This is a genomic window from Pseudomonas putida (assembly GCF_028682455.1).
GTDB classification, from domain to species: domain Bacteria; phylum Pseudomonadota; class Gammaproteobacteria; order Pseudomonadales; family Pseudomonadaceae; genus Aquipseudomonas; species Aquipseudomonas putida_AA.
The window spans coordinates 2,023,667-2,040,264 of record NZ_JANHLD010000001.1 but is presented as its reverse complement, the minus strand read 5'-3'; the positions used below and the strand labels follow the sequence as shown (position 1 = coordinate 2,040,264).

At 63.6% G+C, this 16,598-nt stretch carries 17 protein-coding genes; 9 read left to right on the top strand and 8 right to left on the bottom strand.

All coding sequences use genetic code 11. The features are described 5' to 3' along the window. Positions 1–116: 116 nt before the first annotated feature. Genes NPS58_RS09865 through rpoE form a run of 3 tightly spaced genes read right to left on the bottom strand, consistent with a single transcriptional unit; the run spans position 117 to position 2,298 of the window. The gene (locus NPS58_RS09865) at positions 117–1,082 is read right to left on the bottom strand and encodes a MucB/RseB C-terminal domain-containing protein (protein ID WP_274115178.1); all 966 of its coding nucleotides are present in this window, start codon (positions 1,080–1,082) and stop codon (positions 117–119) included. Positions 1,083–1,094: 12 nt separating this feature from the next. Further along, the gene (locus NPS58_RS09860; RefSeq protein ID WP_274115177.1) at positions 1,095–1,685 is read right to left on the bottom strand and encodes an RseA family anti-sigma factor; all 591 of its coding nucleotides are present in this window, start codon (positions 1,683–1,685) and stop codon (positions 1,095–1,097) included. A gap of 31 nt (positions 1,686–1,716) precedes the next feature. Beyond that, positions 1,717–2,298, bottom strand: coding sequence for an RNA polymerase sigma factor RpoE (gene rpoE, locus NPS58_RS09855; RefSeq protein WP_010220971.1), 582 nt, complete (start codon positions 2,296–2,298; stop codon positions 1,717–1,719). 431 nt (positions 2,299–2,729) lie between these two features. Here rpoE and nadB point away from each other — a divergent pair, with 431 nt between their 5' ends. Continuing rightward, positions 2,730–4,346 (top strand): L-aspartate oxidase, encoded by a 1,617-nt coding sequence (gene nadB / locus NPS58_RS09850; RefSeq protein WP_274115176.1) that lies wholly within the window; start codon positions 2,730–2,732, stop codon positions 4,344–4,346. Here the strand turns inward: nadB and NPS58_RS09845 are convergent. Further along, positions 4,315–4,767: a protein YgfX gene (locus NPS58_RS09845; protein ID WP_274115175.1), complete on the bottom strand. Its 453-nt coding sequence runs from the start codon at positions 4,765–4,767 to the stop codon at positions 4,315–4,317. The two genes, nadB and NPS58_RS09845, sit on opposite strands and share 32 nt — an antisense overlap. Further along, the gene (locus NPS58_RS09840) at positions 4,751–5,005 is read right to left on the bottom strand and encodes a succinate dehydrogenase assembly factor 2 (protein ID WP_274115174.1); all 255 of its coding nucleotides are present in this window, start codon (positions 5,003–5,005) and stop codon (positions 4,751–4,753) included. Before NPS58_RS09840 ends, NPS58_RS09845 begins: the two co-directional genes overlap by 17 nt. Positions 5,006–5,170: 165 nt before the next feature. Here NPS58_RS09840 and NPS58_RS09835 point away from each other — a divergent pair, with 165 nt between their 5' ends. Next, positions 5,171–6,112, top strand: coding sequence for a YgfZ/GcvT domain-containing protein (locus tag NPS58_RS09835; protein ID WP_274115173.1), 942 nt, complete (start codon positions 5,171–5,173; stop codon positions 6,110–6,112). Positions 6,113–6,172: 60 nt separating this feature from the next. Continuing rightward, positions 6,173–6,982, top strand: coding sequence for an HDOD domain-containing protein (locus tag NPS58_RS09830; protein ID WP_274115172.1), 810 nt, complete (start codon positions 6,173–6,175; stop codon positions 6,980–6,982). On the opposite strand, the gene NPS58_RS09825 is transcribed toward NPS58_RS09830, so the two are convergent. Together NPS58_RS09825 and NPS58_RS09820 are read right to left on the bottom strand one after the other, a co-directional pair. After that, positions 6,979–8,358, bottom strand: coding sequence for a sensor histidine kinase (locus NPS58_RS09825; RefSeq protein ID WP_274115171.1), 1,380 nt, complete (start codon positions 8,356–8,358; stop codon positions 6,979–6,981). The genes NPS58_RS09830 and NPS58_RS09825 overlap by 4 nt on opposite strands. Further along, the gene (locus NPS58_RS09820) at positions 8,351–9,022 is read right to left on the bottom strand and encodes a response regulator (protein WP_274115170.1); all 672 of its coding nucleotides are present in this window, start codon (positions 9,020–9,022) and stop codon (positions 8,351–8,353) included. Before NPS58_RS09820 ends, NPS58_RS09825 begins: the two co-directional genes overlap by 8 nt. 203 nt (positions 9,023–9,225) lie before the next feature. Between NPS58_RS09820 and NPS58_RS09815 the strand changes: the two genes are divergently transcribed. From NPS58_RS09815 to NPS58_RS09795, 5 genes are all read left to right on the top strand, one after another. After that, the gene (locus NPS58_RS09815; RefSeq protein WP_274115169.1) at positions 9,226–10,515 is read left to right on the top strand and encodes an OprD family porin; all 1,290 of its coding nucleotides are present in this window, start codon (positions 9,226–9,228) and stop codon (positions 10,513–10,515) included. A 34-nt stretch (positions 10,516–10,549) separates the two neighbouring features. Continuing rightward, entirely contained in the window at positions 10,550–11,530 is a 981-nt protein-coding gene (locus NPS58_RS09810) for a Bug family tripartite tricarboxylate transporter substrate binding protein (protein ID WP_274115168.1), read from the top strand. 85 nt (positions 11,531–11,615) lie between these two features. Further along, positions 11,616–12,074 carry a tripartite tricarboxylate transporter TctB family protein gene (locus NPS58_RS09805; RefSeq protein WP_274115167.1) on the top strand — a complete coding sequence of 153 codons (459 nt, stop codon included), beginning with the start codon at positions 11,616–11,618 and terminating at the stop codon, positions 12,072–12,074. 1 nt (position 12,075) lies between these two features. After that, positions 12,076–13,590: a tripartite tricarboxylate transporter permease gene (locus NPS58_RS09800; protein WP_274115166.1), complete on the top strand. Its 1,515-nt coding sequence runs from the start codon at positions 12,076–12,078 to the stop codon at positions 13,588–13,590. Beyond that, positions 13,583–14,626 carry an AbrB family transcriptional regulator gene (locus NPS58_RS09795; protein WP_274115165.1) on the top strand — a complete coding sequence of 348 codons (1,044 nt, stop codon included), beginning with the start codon at positions 13,583–13,585 and terminating at the stop codon, positions 14,624–14,626. The genes NPS58_RS09800 and NPS58_RS09795 overlap by 8 nt, the downstream gene beginning before the upstream one ends. A gap of 45 nt (positions 14,627–14,671) precedes the next feature. On the opposite strand, the gene ung is transcribed toward NPS58_RS09795, so the two are convergent. Continuing rightward, on the bottom strand, positions 14,672–15,364 hold the full coding sequence (gene ung / locus NPS58_RS09790; RefSeq protein ID WP_274115164.1) for a uracil-DNA glycosylase: 693 nt from the start codon (positions 15,362–15,364) through the stop codon (positions 14,672–14,674). Between the two features lie 127 nt (positions 15,365–15,491). On the opposite strand from ung, the gene NPS58_RS09785 reads away from it, so the two are divergent. Beyond that, a complete protein-coding gene (locus NPS58_RS09785; RefSeq protein ID WP_274115163.1) occupies positions 15,492–16,598 on the top strand; it encodes an enoyl-CoA hydratase/isomerase family protein in 1,107 nt (368 codons plus the stop codon).

Below are 16,598 nucleotides of genomic sequence, written 5' to 3'. Positions count from 1 at the left end.
GAAAGGCCAGACCCCGAAAGGACTGACCTATAGAAAAAATCTGGATTATTTGCAAACTGCAAAGCTTGCCAATCATGTCAGCCAAGCAATCCTCGACCGGCCAGCGTAGCTGCTGTTCATTTCTGTGCCTGGGTATCCTGAGACCGCATCGACAAGGCGATCCGCTCGGCCGTACCGATCGGAATTTCGCCCACCACCGTGACCATCACTTCGCCCTTGGGCGTGGTCAGGCGCCGCGAGACCGCAACGGTAGGCCCCAACTGGGTGCGGATGTCGGCAGCCGTCCCGGTGCCCAGCGCTTCGACGAAGACCGAAAACCGCGCCAGGCCATCATCGTACATCAGGTTGCTGACCGTGCCCTTGCCTTGTGGATCCTTGCGCACCGAGCTGTCGATCAGTTCGAAGCCTGGCGGCAGCCAGTCGGAGCGCCAGCCCGTGGCCGGCTGCGCCGCAGCATCGGCTACCTGGGCAACCGGCTTGCACTGATCGCTGGCCTTGAGTTCGTCGTCGGTCGGCGCCTGTGCGGTATCCAGTCGGGTGAACTGGAAGCGCTCCAGCAAGCGCCCCTTGTCGTCGAGCATCAGCGACTTCAAGGGCAAGCCAGTCTGCCGATCAAGGTGAAGCTCGAAGGCATAGCGATGTTGATCGCGAGGCGTCAGGGTGACAATTACCGCTTCGCGGTTGGCCACCCGGGACTTGCCGGCGACCCCCAGGTCGTACCAGCTCATCAGCTTGAGAGGATCGAGGACTCGCGCCGTGGATTCTGGCGAGTTGGCCACGCCAGGCACCAAGGTGCCGCTCACGCACTGGGTATGCCCATCGACACGCACGACTTCCTGGGCCGAGCCATCGAGCTGAAGCAACCGCTCGTTGACCTTGCCGTCCTGGACACGATGCCAGATATCGTGAGTGGAGAAGCTGCCGTTACGCTCGTAAACGAAAGTACCCTGGTAACTCTGCTGTTGCTCGGCCTGCGCCAGCTTTTTGAGCCAGTCGCCGGCCTGCGGGGAGGAGTTGGCAGCATGGGCCGGCAGTATCAGCCAGCCACCCAGCAACAGCGGTATGAGAGGTAGCGCGCGCATGATCCTCCTTACTCAGCGATTGTCCAGGCTTGCCGCACGGGCATATGGCAGGGCGCTCTCGGTACCTTTGAGGGCTGCTTCCTGGGCATGCTGGCGCAGATAGCCGGGCAGACGCTGGTCGTGCCAGCCAGATTGCCCTTGCAGGACGCCATTGGCCATCGGGCCAGGCTGTTCTGCATTTTCACTATAGCCTGCCAGCACGGCGGGGCCTTGAACTTGTGGCACGCTCAGCCCCTGCTGGGCAGGTTGCTGGGCAGCCAGCTGGGCACCGCTGATTTCGTCCTGGTTGTACAGGCGTACACCGGCGAGCACGGCAACAGTGACCGAAGCAGCCACGGCCAGGCGACCCAGGCTGCGCCATGGACCACGGCTGACCTTGACCGGCGTGGCTTCGTCAGCCAGCGCTGCAGACACGGCAGCGGCGATATCCAGTTGTGGCAGCACCAGTTCCTTGTGCATCGCCGCACGGGCTACCTGGTAACGCGACCAGGTGGCACGGGTTTCGGCGTCGTCGACGGCGTTCAACACCCGACGTAATTCCAGTTCGTCCGCTTCGTTATCCATCACCGCGGACAGCGATTCCTGCAAAGCTTCACGACTCATGGCGGTTCCTCTCTTGGCTGTCGCCGCTGTCTCAGGTTTCCTGCAACAACGGCTGCAGGGCTTTGTCTATGGCCTCCCGAGCGCGGAAGATTCGAGAGCGCACGGTACCCACCGGACACTGCATGACGCTCGCAATGTCCTCGTAACTCAGACCATCGAATTCACGTAAAGTTAACGCCGTACGCAAATCTTCTGGCAGTTGCTGAATGGTCCGATGGACGGTGCCTTCGATCTCATCCCGCAACAACGCGCGCTCTGGAGACTCAAGATCCTTGAGGCCGTGGTCGCCGTCGTAGAACTCCGCATCCTCGGAGCTCACATCGCTGTCCGGTGGCCGCCGACCGCGGGACACCAGATAGTTCTTTGCCGTGTTGATGGCAATGCGGTACAGCCAGGTGTAGAAGGCACTGTCTCCGCGAAAATTACCAAGCGCCCGGTAAGCCTTGATGAAAGCTTCCTGCGCCACGTCCTGCGCTTCATGGGTGTCGTGTACAAAACGCACGATCAACCCGAGAATCTTGTGCTGATACTTCAGCACCAACAGATCGAACGCTCGCCTGTCGCCACGCTGCACGCGCTCGACAAGCTGCTGATCCTCTTCCTGGGTTAGCATGAACACTCCTCGGTGATCTCGAAGGAGCGTTGCGTCAACCATCGTTCAGGCTTGCAACCATAGACTCGGGCTTTGCGCAAAAGTTCTCCCCTCCAAGCAAGTTTCCTGCGGCCCTTGGTCGGCTCGCACGAAAAACGCAGCGCGGTCACGGCCGGCTGCGTCGATAATCGGGTCTCGAATACGCCGACAGCGCCGAGTGACCAGCTACTGCCATGCGTCGCCGCGGCATTGTGGCGTGCGGACAACCTTCTATGGATATCCACACAGCGTGGAAAGTTCCAAAAAAGGCAATGGAGCCACGCAAGCGCCATTGGAAATCAGGGCCTTGGGGCTGCTATAAAGGCAACCGGTCCAGATTCACGATAGTTTCACAATGCCATACGCGCCTGACTATTGTGCCGATCCCCCCCTTCAGATACTAGTGTCCTGACATGAGCCAACAATTCCAACATGATGTCCTCGTGATCGGCAGCGGCGCTGCGGGTCTGAGCCTGGCGCTGACCCTCCCCGACCACCTGCGCATTGCCGTACTCAGCAAGGGCGACCTGTCCAACGGTTCGACCTTCTGGGCCCAGGGCGGGGTCGCGGCAGTGCTGGACGACACCGACACGGTGCAATCCCACGTCGAGGACACGCTCAATGCGGGCGGTGGCCTGTGCCATGAAGATGCAGTGCGCTTCACCGTTGAGCATAGCCGCGAGTCGATCCAATGGTTGATCGACCAGGGCGTGCCTTTTACCCGTGATGAACATGCCAGTGTCGACGATGGCGGATTCGAGTTTCACCTGACCCGCGAAGGTGGCCACAGCCATCGACGCATCATTCACGCTGCCGACGCCACCGGCGCTGCAATCTTCACCACCCTGCTCAGCCAGGCACGCCAGCGCCCGAACATCGAGTTGCTGGAGCAACGCGTCGCCGTCGACCTGATCACCGAGCGGCGCCTGGGCCAGGAAGGCGATCGCTGCCTGGGTGCTTATGTGCTCAACCGCAATACCGGCGAGGTCGACACCTACGGCGCGCGTTTCACCGTGCTGGCCACGGGCGGGGCCGCCAAGGTCTACCTGTACACCAGCAATCCCGACGGGGCCTGCGGCGATGGCATCGCCATGGCCTGGCGTGCCGGGTGTCGGGTGGCCAACCTCGAGTTCAACCAGTTCCACCCCACCTGCCTGTATCACCCCCAGGCCAAGAGCTTCCTGATCACCGAGGCCCTGCGCGGCGAAGGCGCCTTGCTCCGGCTGCCCAATGGCGAGCGTTTCATGCCGCGCTTCGACCCGCGTGAAGAACTCGCACCGCGCGATGTCGTCGCCCGCGCCATCGACCATGAGATGAAACGCCTGGGTGTGGACTGCGTGTACCTGGATATCAGCCACAAGCCGGCCGATTTCATCAAGAGCCACTTCCCCACCATGTATGAACGATGCCTGGCCTTCGGCATCGACATCACTCGCCAGCCGATCCCGGTAGTACCCGCGGCCCACTACACCTGCGGCGGGGTGATGGTGGACGATCACGGCCATACCGACGTGCCCGGCCTCTACGCCATCGGTGAAACCAGCTTCACCGGCTTGCACGGCGCCAACCGCATGGCCAGCAATTCGCTGCTCGAGTGCTTCGTCTACGGCCGTGCCGCGGCCACCGACATCGAGGCGCACCTGGAGCAGATTGCCATGCCAAAGGCGCTGCCATGCTGGGATGCAAGCCAGGTCACCGATTCGGATGAAGACGTGATCATTGCGCACAACTGGGATGAGCTGCGCCGGTTCATGTGGGACTACGTGGGCATCGTACGCACCAGCAAGCGCCTGCAACGCGCCGAGCACCGGGTACGCCTGCTGCTGGACGAGATCGACGAGTTCTACAGCAACTACAAGGTCAGCCGCGACCTGATCGAGTTGCGCAACCTGGCCCAGGTGGCCGAGCTGATGATCCGCAGCGCCATGCAACGCAAGGAAAGCCGCGGCCTGCACTACACCCTGGATTACCCGGGAATGCTCGCCGAGGCGCGCGATACTATTCTGCAGCCACCCACCTACGCCGACTGAACTTCAGCCTCACGCGCAGGCGCCGGTGTTGCTCCGGCTCCAGCGCGTCGTAGGCGATGCACAGGCCCTCGCTCCAGTACCGTCCCTTGCGGCGGTAGCGCAGTACGATCAGCCCCGGCAAGGCCAGGCTGTCGCGGCGCAGTTGAACCGGCTGCCACCCCTCTGCCCGGCTGTAGAGCTGCCACCCGGCAGGGTTTCGACGCAAGCCGCTGATGGCGCTGGCGTGGCCCAGCAGGATACGCCGGGGAATCATCCAGCCCGCATGCAGCAGGCAGCACACACTCCCCAGCAGCTTCGCCCATCCAGGGACCTGCAGGAGGCTCAGCGCCAGCAAGGCCAGCAGCAGGCTGGCCAGATAGGCCGCCAACAATGCCCTGGAGCCTTGCCAGCGACACTCGAACCGCTCACTTGGGCTGGACACGGTCCAGAATGATGCGAACCATGCGCTGCAGCTCCGGATCTTCCGACTCGCTGCGTTCCATGAACCAGCCAAACATGTCCTGGTCTTCGCAGCTCAGCAAGCGCTTGTACAGGTCACGATCTTCCTGGCTCAGGGTCGGGTAGACGTCCTGGCTGAAAGGCACCAGCAGTACGTCGAGCTCGAGCATGCCACGGCGGCTGTGCCAAAAGAGCCGGTTGAGTTCAGTTTGTTCGACCATGAAGCCCTCCTAAAATAGGCCGCCAGTATACAGACGCCACGCCCGAGGGACACGCGACGTTGGTCCGCAGCTGTGAGCAAATAATGACAGAGGGCAGTACTCAACTACCTATTTTGCCGACAGCGCTCTATCATGGGACCCAGTCTTACTATCCTGCGATGACCCATGGCCGATTCTGCTTTTTTCTGCACCCTTTCCCACGAAGGCGTCCTCGCCGTCCGCGGCTCGGACGCCGGCAAGTTTCTGCAAGGCCAACTGACCTGCAACCTCAATTACCTCAACGACAGCACCAGTAGCCTGGGCGCACGTTGCATGGTCAAGGGTCGCATGCAGTCGAGCTTCCGCATCCTCCCCGAGGCCGATGGCTTTCTGCTGGCCATGACCCGCGAGCTGCTCGAGCCGCAATTGGCCGACCTGAAAAAGTACGCGGTGTTCTCCAAGGCCAAACTGACCGACGACAGCGACGCCTGGGTTCGCTTTGGCCTGAGCAACGGTGAAGCTGCCCTGCAGGCGCTGGGGCTGGAAGTGTCCGCGCAGGTCGATGGGGTAACGCGCCACGACGGCCTGGTTGCCGTTCTCGTGTCCACCGGGCGTGTCGAGTTGTGGGTCCCGGCCCAACAGGCAGCAGCCGTGCAGGCCCAACTGGCCGCACACCTGCCGGAGGGCTCGCTCAACGATTGGCTGCTGGGGCAGATTCGCGCCGGTATCGGCCAGGTCATGGCCCAGACCCGCGAGCTATTCATCCCGCAGATGATCAACCTGCAGGCCGTCGGCGGCGTCAGCTTCAAGAAAGGCTGCTACACCGGCCAGGAAATCGTCGCGCGCATGCAGTACCTGGGCAAGCTCAAGCGTCGTCAATACCGGGTAGCCCTGGCGGACGAGCAAGTGCCCGAGCCTGGCACCGAGATCTTCTCGCCTACCCACAACTCCTCGGTGGGTGAAGTGGTCCTGGCCGCCCGTGCCGCCGAAGGCTGCGAGCTGCTGGCGGTATTGACTGCCGATGCGGTCGAAGACAACAACCTGCACCTGGGCAGCCCCGACGGCCCGGCCCTTGCGCTGCTGTCGCTCCCCTACGAGCTGGACCGCGACCGCGAGATCCAGCGCTGAGTCACCCTGCCCCGGCACTTGCCCACCGGGGCATTTCTTGAATTGCGTTAGAGAATCACCATGAACAAGCTGGCCGAGATGGTCCAGGCCCAGTTGCTGGCCGCCATCGACAACGATGACCTGGTGCTGCCGACCTTGCCAGAGGTAGCCTTGAGCATCCGCGAGGCCGCAGAAGACACCGAGATCAGCGTCAGCACCCTGAGCAAGGTCATCGGCCGCGATGCCGCCTTGTCGGCGCGCTTGATCAAAGTGGTGAACAGCCCGCTGCTGCGCGCCACCGTCGAAGTGACCGACCTGCAGACCGCCATCACCCGCCTGGGCATCAACTACAGCTGCAACCTGGCCATCGGCCTGGTCATCGAGCAGATCTTCCATGCCCGCTCCGAAGTGGTGGAGCGAAAAATGCGCGAAGTCTGGGCAACCAGCCTCGAGGTGGCGGGCATCAGCTACGAACTCTGTTCACGCCATACCCAGCTCAAGCCGGACCAGGGCGCCCTGGCCGGCCTGGTTCACCAGATCGGCGTATTGCCGATCCTGATCTACGCCGAAGAGCACAACGAGCTGTTGTCCGACCCCGTGTGCCTGAATTATGTGATCGACCAGATCCATCCGGCCCTCGGCGACAAGATCCTCGGCACCTGGGAGTTCCCCGAGCAACTGGTCAGGCTGCCCGGCCGGGTCCAGGACCTGGATCGCTGCAGCGACCGGGTCGACTACGTGGATATCGTCCAGATCGCCCGCGCCCTGAGCCAGGGCACCAGCAAGACCCGCCCGTTGGCGGCCTTGCCAGCCTACCGGCACCTGGGCCTGCCCACCGGCACTGAACTGGTCGCCAGCGATCTGCTCAATGCGCGCAGCATGTTCCGTTAGTCGACCGTAAAACTGACCCGCACCTTCAGGCCGCCCCGCTCGCCGTCATGCAGGCTGATCTGCGCAAGGTGGGCGCGGCATATCTCGCCGACGATGGCCAGGCCCAGGCCTGTGCCCTGGGCACTACGCCGATAGAAGCGTTCGAACACCCGCTCACGTTCGCTTTCGGGGATACCCGGGCCGTCGTCCTCGACTTCGAGAATGCCCGGCGCGCGCACCCGCAAGATCACATTGCCGTCCTTGGGCGTGTGCGCCAGGGCGTTGTCCACCAGGTTGCTGAGCAGTTCGTTGAGCAAGGTCGGCTCGCCGCGCACATGGACGGAGGACTCGGCCTCGAGCGCCAATGCCACGCCCCGGGCATGGGCCAGGGGCGCCATGGCCATGCCCAACTCGCGGGCCAGCTGGCTCAGGTCAAGCTCCTGCGCACCGCCCTCGGCAATGGCCCGCGCGCCATTCTCCACCCGCGCAAGCGACAGCAGCTGGTTGGCCAGGTGGGTCAGGCGATCGGTGCCCTGGGCGGCAGACTCCAGGGTGTCGCGCCACACCTGCGGCTCGCTGGAGCGCAGCCCCAGTTCGACACGTGCCTTGAGCGCCGCCAGCGGGGTGCGCAGTTCGTGGGCGGCCTCAGCGATGAACTGCGCCTGGCGCTCGAACTGTCCGCGCAGGCGTTCGGTGAAATGGTTCAAGGCCCGCACCAGCGGACTCAACTCGCGCTGCACCTCGACCACCGGCAACGCCCGCAGATCATCGGGCTGCCGCTCTTCCACGGCGCGGCGCAAGCGCTCGAGCGGACGCAGCGCGGCGCTGACCGCGAACCAAACCATCATCAACGCACCCAACGCCAACATGCCCAGGCGCAACAGGGTGTCGGCCATCAGTCCGCGCGCCATGCGTACCCGCGCCTCTTCAGTCTCGGCCACACGAATCTCGGCCATGCCGTTCATATTCGGTTCGCTGACCGGCTTGAGCAGGCTCACCACGCGTACATCCTGGCCCAGGTAACGGGCGTCATAGAAGCGCGCCAGGGCCGGGTAGTCGTCGGTGCGTGGCGTGCCCGGTGGTGGTGGCGGCAGATTTTCGTAGCCCGAGATCAGGCGCTGGTGGATATCGTTGACCTGGTAGTAGATACGCCCGGCACTGTCGTAGGCGAAGGTGTCCAGGGCCACATAGGGCACATCGGCGCTTAGCGTGCCGTCACGCTGGGACAGGCCGGCCGCGATGGTGCGGGCCGAGGCCAGCAAGGTGCGGTCGTAGGCAGTGTCGGCAGCTTCCCGGCCGTTCCAGTAGGCACTCAGGCCGCTGGCGAGCATCAGCACCACCAGCAGGATCGCAAGATTCCAGACCAGCCGCCCGCGCAGGCTGCCGCTATCAAGCATCGCGGTGCTCGAGCAGGTAACCGAGCCCCCTGAAGGTGACGATGGCCACGGCACTGCCATCGAGCTTCTTGCGCAGCCGATGGACGTAGATCTCGATGGCATCGGCGCTGGCCTCTTCATCCAGGCCGAAGACCTGGGCCGCCAGTTGCTCTTTGCTCATCACCCGTCCCGGGCGGGCGATCATGGCTTCGAGCACGGCCTGCTCGCGAGAAGTCAGGGTCAGCAGCTCATCGTCCAGGGTGAAGCGCCGGGTATCCAGGTCGTACACCAGCGGGCCGCAGCGTTGCTGGCGCTCACCGCCGAGCACGCTGCGGCGCAGCAAGGCCTTGACCCGTGCCTCGAGTTCGGTCAACTCGAAGGGCTTGGCCAGGTAGTCGTCGGCACCCAGGTTCAGGCCGTGGACCCGGTCCTTGACGTCGCTGCGCGCGGTCAGCATCAGTACGGGCAGAGTCTTGCCGCGGGCGCGCAAACGTGCCAGCACCTCGAAGCCGTCCATGCGCGGCAGCCCCACATCGAGCACCGCCACCGCGTACTCCTCGCTGGCCAGGGCCAGGTCGGCGGCCACGCCATCGTGCAGCACATCAACGGTCAAGCCGGTGCTCTTGAGGGCCTGGGCCACGCTTTCTGCCAGTTGCAGATGGTCTTCGACGAGCAGCACACGCATCGATTTCTCCCCGGTTGCGTCACGGTCAATGGCGCGGAGTGTACAGCCGACAGCCCGCCTGTGAAGCCTTCGCAACGATGAAAAGCTGCTGAAAGGTTAGCGAAAGGTTCAGCCCCTAGCATCCTCTCACGGCTCACTCTGCTTGCCGTACAACCGAGCCTTCAGGCTCGAACTAATAAGAACAATAACGGAGTTACTCGACCATGCTGTCCATGCAGCCACAGGCGTATCCGCCTATCCGTCGCTTGCCTTCCCGCCAGACCGCAGTTGCCAGCGCCCTCGCCCTTGCCGGTGTCGCGCCGCTCAGCCAGGCCGCCTTCTTCGAAGACAGCAAGGCTACCTTCGAAACCCGCAACATGTACTTCAACCGCGACTTCCGCGACGGCACCAGCGCCCAGCAGTCCAAGCGTGACGAGTGGGCCCAGGGTTTCATGCTCAATTTCCAGTCAGGCTACACCGACGGCACCGTGGGCTTTGGCCTCGACGCCCTGGGGATGCTCGGTATCAAGCTCGACTCCAGCCCCGACCGTACCGGCAGCGGCCTGCTCCCGACCCACGATGACGGGCGTGCGGCCGACGAGTATTCCAAGCTCGGCCTGACCGGCAAGGTGAAGATCTCGGAAACCGAACTGAAAATCGGCACCCTGATGCCCGAGCTGCCAACCCTGCAGCCCAACGACGGCCGCATCCTGCCGCAGACCTTCGAAGGCGGGCTGCTGACCTCCGGCGAAATCAAGAACCTGACCTTTACCGGCGGGCGCCTGGAAAAGGCCAAGGACCGCGACAGCACCGACAACCAGGACATCGCCCTGAACAACAAGAACGGGCGCTTCCTGGGCACCGTTGCCGGCAACCATTTCGACATGGCGGGGCTGGACTACGCCTTCACCGACAAGATCACCGGCAGCTACCACTGGGCCCAGCTCGACGATGTCTACCGCCAGCACTTCGTCGGCCTGATCGCCAGCCAGCCCTGGGGGCCCGGCACCTTCGGCGCAGACGTGCGCATGGCCTTGAGCGATGACCAGGGCCAGGCCCGTGGTGGCAACATCGACAACACCGCGCTCAACGGCATGCTCAGCTACAGCATCATCGGCCACAAATTCAGCGCCGGTTACCAGCACCTCTCCGGCGACACGGCCTTCCCGTACGTCGATGGCGCCGACCCGTACCTGGTCAACTTCGTTCAGATCAACGACTTCGCAGGCGCCGACGAACGATCCTGGCAAGCCCGCTACGACTATGACTTCGCCAAACTGGGCATTCCCGGCCTGACCTTCATGACCCGCTACATCAACGGCGATAATGTCAGCCTGGCCGATGGCGGTGAGGGCAAAGAGTGGGAACGCAACACCGAGTTCAAGTATGTGGTGCAAAGTGGCGCCCTGAAAAACGTCGCCGTGCGCCTGCGCAACGCCACCTTCCGGTCCAACTTCGCCCGCGATGCCGACGAAGTTCGACTGCTGGTGAGTTACAGCCTTGCGCTGTGGTAGTCCCCGATAACAACAATGCCAACGGAGATAGACGATGACCTTTTCACTGCGCCGTATTGCCCTTGCCACAGCCTGCCTGATGCTTGCCGGCCAAGCCCTGGCGGCCGAACCCAAACGCCCTGAATGCATCGCCCCCGCCTCCCCCGGCGGCGGCTTCGACCTGACCTGCAAACTGGTGCAGAGCGCCCTGGTCAACGAGAAGATCCTCAGCAAGCCCATGCGCGTGACCTACATGCCTGGCGGCGTCGGCGCGGTGGCCTACAACGCCGTGGTCGCCCAGCGCCCTGCCGATGGCGGCACCCTGGTGGCCTGGTCGAGCGGTTCGCTGCTGAACCTGGCCCAGGGCAAATTCGGTCGCTTCGACGAAAACGCCGTGCGCTGGCTGGCCGCCGTTGGCACCAGCTACGGCGCCATCGCGGTGAAAAGCGACTCGCCGTACAAAACCCTCGATGACCTGGTCGCAGCGTTGAAAAAAGACCCGAGCAAAGTGGTGATCGGCTCTGGCGGTACTGTCGGCAGCCAGGACTGGATGCAGACCGCATTGATCGCCAAGGCTGCCGGCATCAACCCGCGTGACCTGCGCTATGTAGCGCTCGAAGGGGGCGGAGAAATCGCCACGGCGTTGCTCGGCGGGCACATCCAGGTGGGCAGTACCGACATCTCCGACTCCATGCCCCACATCCAGAGCGGTGACATGCGCCTGCTCGCGGTGTTCACCGAAAACCGCCTCGACGAGCCGGAAATGAAAGACATCCCGACCGCCAAGGAGCAAGGCTACGACATCGTCTGGCCAGTGGTGCGCGGTTTCTACCTGGGGCCGAAGGTCACCGATGAAGAGTACGACTGGTGGAAAGCCTCGTTCGACAAGCTGCTGGCGTCCGAAGACTTCGCCAAGTTGCGCGACCAGCGCGAACTGTTCCCCTTCGCGATGACCGGCGCCGAGCTGGACACCTACGTGAAGAAGCAGGTGGCCGACTATAAGGCCCTGGCCAAGGAATTCGGGCTGATTCAGTAAGTTCTAGAACCTTTCCGACAGCATTGCGGGGTGAGCGCGCTCCTACCGCAGGAGCGGGCTCGCCCCGTGAAAGAGGATTCTCCCGATGATCCTGCAACGCGTCTTCGCTTTGACGCTGCTGGCCGCCTGTGCGGCGCTGGCAGTCATGGCCTGGCCCTATCAGGCCGCCTTTTCCTACGAACCCGTCGGCCCCCGTGCCTTCCCATTGTTGATGCTCGGCCTGATGGGCGCCGGCCTGCTCTACCTGGCCATCCGCCCGACCGCCATCGTGCGCAAGGACGACGAGCCGGAGCTCGACCGCGACACTCTGCGCAAGGTCGGCCTGTGTGTGCTCCTGCTGCTGGTCTTCGCCTCCACGTTCGAATCGCTCGGCTTCATTGTCAGCAGCATCCTGATCGGTGTGCCGATGGCGCGCCTGTACGGCGGCCGCTGGCTACCGAGCGTGATGATCATCAGCCTGATGAGCATCGGCCTGTACTGGCTGTTCGACCGTGTAATGGAAGTCCCGCTGCCCCTCGGCCTGCTCACCGTACTGGAGAACTGACATGGATACGCTTGGTTATCTCGGCCAGGGCTTCGGCGTCGCGCTGAGCCCCTACAACCTGGTCACCGCCCTGTGCGGCACGCTGATCGGCACCGTGGTCGGCTTGCTGCCGGGGCTGGGCCCGATCAACGGCGTCGCCCTGCTGATCCCGATCGCCTTTGCCCTGGGCCTGCCACCGGAATCGGCATTGATCCTGCTGGCGGCGGTGTACCTGGGATGCGAGTACGGAGGCCGGATCAGCTCGATCCTGCTCAACATCCCCGGTGAAGCGTCCACGGTAATGACCACCCTGGATGGCTACCCCATGGCCCGCAAGGGCCTGGCCGGTGTCGCCCTGTCGCTGTCGGCCTGGAGCTCGTTCATCGGTGCGCTCATCGCTACCTGCGGCATGGTGCTGTTTGCCCCGCTGCTGGCCAAATGGGCCATCGCCTTCGGGCCTGCGGAATACTTCGTGCTGATGGTCTTTGCGATTGTCTGCCTGGGTGGCATGGCCGGTGACAAGCCGCTCAAGACCTTCATCGCCGCGTTGATCGGCCTGTTCCTGTCGGGCGTCGGTATCGATGCCAACAGCGGCGTGTACCGTTTCACCGGTGACAGCGTTCACCTGGCCGATGGCATTCAGTTCGTGGTGCTGGTACTGGGCCTGTTCTCCATCAGCGAAATCCTGCTGTTGCTGGAAAAGACCCACCACGGCCACCAGGCGGTGAAAGCCACCGGGCGGATGATGTTCAACCTGAAGGAAGCGGCTTCTGTGTTCGTGGTGAACATCCGCTGCGGCGTGCTGGGTTTCATCATGGGTGTGTTGCCGGGCGCCGGTGCGACCCTGGCCAGTGCCGTGGCCTACATGACCGAAAAACGCATGGCAGGCGCCAGCGGCACGTTCGGCCAGGGCGACAAGCGCGGTCTGGCCGCTCCGGAAACCGCCATTGGCGCTTCCTGCTGCGGCGCCCTGGTGCCGATGCTGACCCTCGGCGTTCCAGGCTCGGGCACCACGGCGGTGATGATCGGCGCCCTGACCCTGTACAACATCACCCCCGGCCCATTGTTGTTCCAGCAACAGCCCGACATTGTCTGGGGCCTGATCGCCTCGCTGTTCATCGCCAACGTCATGCTGCTGATCCTGAACATTCCGATGGTGCGCATCTTCACCCGGATCCTGTCCATTCCGAACTGGACCCTGGTGCCGGTGATCGCAATCATCACCGCAATCGGTGTGTACGCGGTGCATGCCACCACCTTCGACCTGTTCCTGATGATCGCCATCGGCATCTTCGGCTACATCCTGCGCAAGCTGGACTTCCCGCTATCGCCGCTGCTGCTCGGCTTCATCCTGGGCGGGCTGATGGAACAGAACCTGCGCCGGGCGCTGTCGATCTCCAACGGTGGCCTGGAAATTCTCTGGTCCAGCCCGATCAGCCTGACCGTCTGGGCGCTGACTATTGTCATGCTGACCCTGCCGGTCGTGCGCATCTGGCGCAAGCGCAGCCTCCAGCGTCGTGCCCTGGCCGATGTCTGATGGCCCGGTGAAGCTGTACTGGGCCACCGGCCTGGTCGGCCTGGCAGGCGGCTATGTCGCCAGCCTGGTCGGCTGGCCGCTGCCGTGGATGGTCGGCTCGTTGCTGGCGATCATCCTGGTGCGCTGCCTGACGCCCTGGCAACTGACCGAGATCCCTGGCGGGCGCAAATGCGGCCAGTGGATCATCGGCATCGGTATCGGCCTGCACTTCACCCCGGCGGTCATCGAACAGGTGGCCAGCAACTTTGGCCTGATCTTCTGCGGGGCGCTGATTACCAGCGTCTCCAGCGTGGTGGGTATCTGGCTGTTGCGCCGCACCGGCGAAGACCGCGCCACCGCGTTCTTTTCCAGCATGCCGGGCGGCTCCGGGGAGATGGTCAACCTCGGGGCGCGCAACGGCGCGGTGCTCAGCCAGGTGGCCGCAGCCCAGAGCCTGCGGGTACTGGCGGTGGTGTTGTGCGTGCCGGCCGTGTTCAAGTACCTGCTCGGCGACGGCGTGGCGATCACCCATGCCGGCAGTGTCAATTGGGGTTGGCTGGCGTTGATCTGCCCGCTGGGTTTCGTGCTCGCGATTGTGTGGCAACGGCTCAGGCAACCCAACCCGTGGTTGTTCGGCCCGTTGCTGGTGGCCGCAGTCGCCAGTGTCGGTGCCGATCTGCAAATCGCCCTGCCCGATGGTGCCAGCCAGATCGGCCAGTGGTTGATCGGCAGCGGCCTGGGCTGTCACTTCAATCGCGTGTTCTTTCGGCGGGCACCGTCATTCTTGGGCAGAACCCTGTTGGCCACGGCCCTGAGCATGCTGATCGCCGCCGCTGCCGCCTGGGTCCTGAGCAACCTGACCCAGTTGGACCTGCGCTCGTTGACCCTGGGCATGATGCCCGGCGGCATTGCCGAAATGAGCCTGACGGCCGAGACCCTGCAATTGTCCGTACCGCTGGTCACAGCGCTGCAGGTGATGCGATTGCTGTTCGTGCTGTTTCTGGCCGAGCCCTTGTTCCGCCACTGGCATGCCGAACGCAGTACCCAGCCGGACTGACACAAAAAAAGGAAGCCTTGGCTTCCTTTTGCTTTCCCGCGCCCCTCACAACGGCGGCAATGCCCACTGCACCGGGGTCAACCCGTGCTGCTCGAGAAACTTGTTGGTGCGGCTGAAATGCCCACAGCCCAGAAAGCCGCGGTAGGCCGACAAGGGTGACGGGTGTACCGACTTGAGCACCAGGTGCTTGGTCGCATCGATGAGTTTGGCCTTGCTCTGCGCGTGGGCGCCCCACAGCAGGAATACCGTGTTGGGCTGGTGCTCGCTGACCACTTCAATGACCCGGTCGGTAAAGAACTCCCAGCCTTTCTTGGCATGGGAGGCAGCATTGGCACGCTCCACCGTCATGGTGGTGTTGAGCAGCAATACGCCCTGCTCGGCCCAGCTTTGCAGGTAGCCATGCTTGGGTATCTCGATGTTCAGGTCGCGTTGCAGCTCTTTGTAGATGTTGACCAGCGACGGCGGGGTCGGGATGCCCGGTTGCACCGAGAAGCACAGGCCGTGTGCCTGGCCAGGGCCGTGGTAAGGGTCCTGGCCGAGGATCACGACCTTCACCTGATCCAGCGGCGTGGAATTGAGCGCGTTGAAAATCATCGGGCCAGGGGGATAGATCTCTTTGCCGGCCGCATATTCCTGGCGTAGAAACTCGCGCAATTGCTGCATGTAGGGCTGGTCGAACTCGGCACGCAGCGCGTGCTTCCAGCTGGGTTCGAGTTTGATGCGATCGTCGTCAGTCATGGGGCCATCCGTAAACAATGGCGCGACACTAGGAAAGCTGCCGGAGCTTGTCAATCGTTCCGACCGGCGACCGGCACAATCACCAGCAACGGCCATACTTGTGCGGATCAGATGAATGAGGCCGCCCATGCTTGTACAGTGCGAAGAACGAACCGGCGTCGATGGTGCCCGTCTGGGCATCCTCACCCTCAATAGCGAGAAGGCGCTCAATGCCTTGTCGCTGCCCATGATCGAGGTGATCGACCAGCAACTGGCCGAGTGGGCCGACAACCCGGAAATCGTCTGCGTGCTGCTGCGCGGCGCCGGGGCCAAGGCCTTCTGTGCCGGGGGCGATGTGCGCAGCCTGGTGCAGGCGTGTCGTGATCATCCCGGGCAGGTTCCACCGCTGGCCGCGCGGTTTTTCGCCGCCGAATATCGCCTGGACTACCGCCTGCACAAGTATCCGAAACCCTTGCTGTGCTGGGGCCACGGCCATGTGCTCGGTGGCGGCATGGGCTTGCTTCAAGGCGCCAGTGTGCGGATCGTCACTCCCAGCAGCCGCCTGGCCATGCCCGAGATCAGCATCGGCTTGTACCCGGATGTCGGCGCCAGCTGGTTTCTGGCGCGCATGCCCGGCAAGCTCGGCCTGTTCCTGGGTTTGACCGGCGCCACCCTCAATGCCCGCGATGCCCTGGACCTGGACCTGGCCGATCGCCTGCTGGGGGAAAACCAGCAGGAAGAACTCATCGACGACCTGCTGCAGTTGAATTGGCAGGAACAAACCGCGCTGCAACTGAACAGCCTGCTCAAGGCCCAACAGCAACGGGCCCGGACCGACATGCCCGAAGCCCAGTGGCTACCGCGGCGCGAAAAGATTGATGCGTTGCTCGACGTCGCGGACCCGGTGTGCGCCTGGCGGGCGATTGTGCAACTGCACAACAGCAGCGACCCGTTGCTGGCCAAGGCCGCGCAGACCTTACAGGCAGGCTGCCCGCTGACCGCGCACCTGGTGTGGGAGCAGATCCAGCGGGCACGGCACCTGTCGCTGGCCCAGGTATTCCAGATGGAATACGCCATGAGCCTGAACTGCTGTCGGCATCCGGAGTTCAGCGAGGGTGTGCGGGCCCGCCTGATCGACAAAGACCAGAAGCCGCACTGGCACTGGCCGGACATCGCCAAGGTGCCCGCACCGGTCATCGCCGCGCACTTTGCCAAGGTGTGGGAAGGCCGCCATCCGCTGGCGGACCTGAGCTGA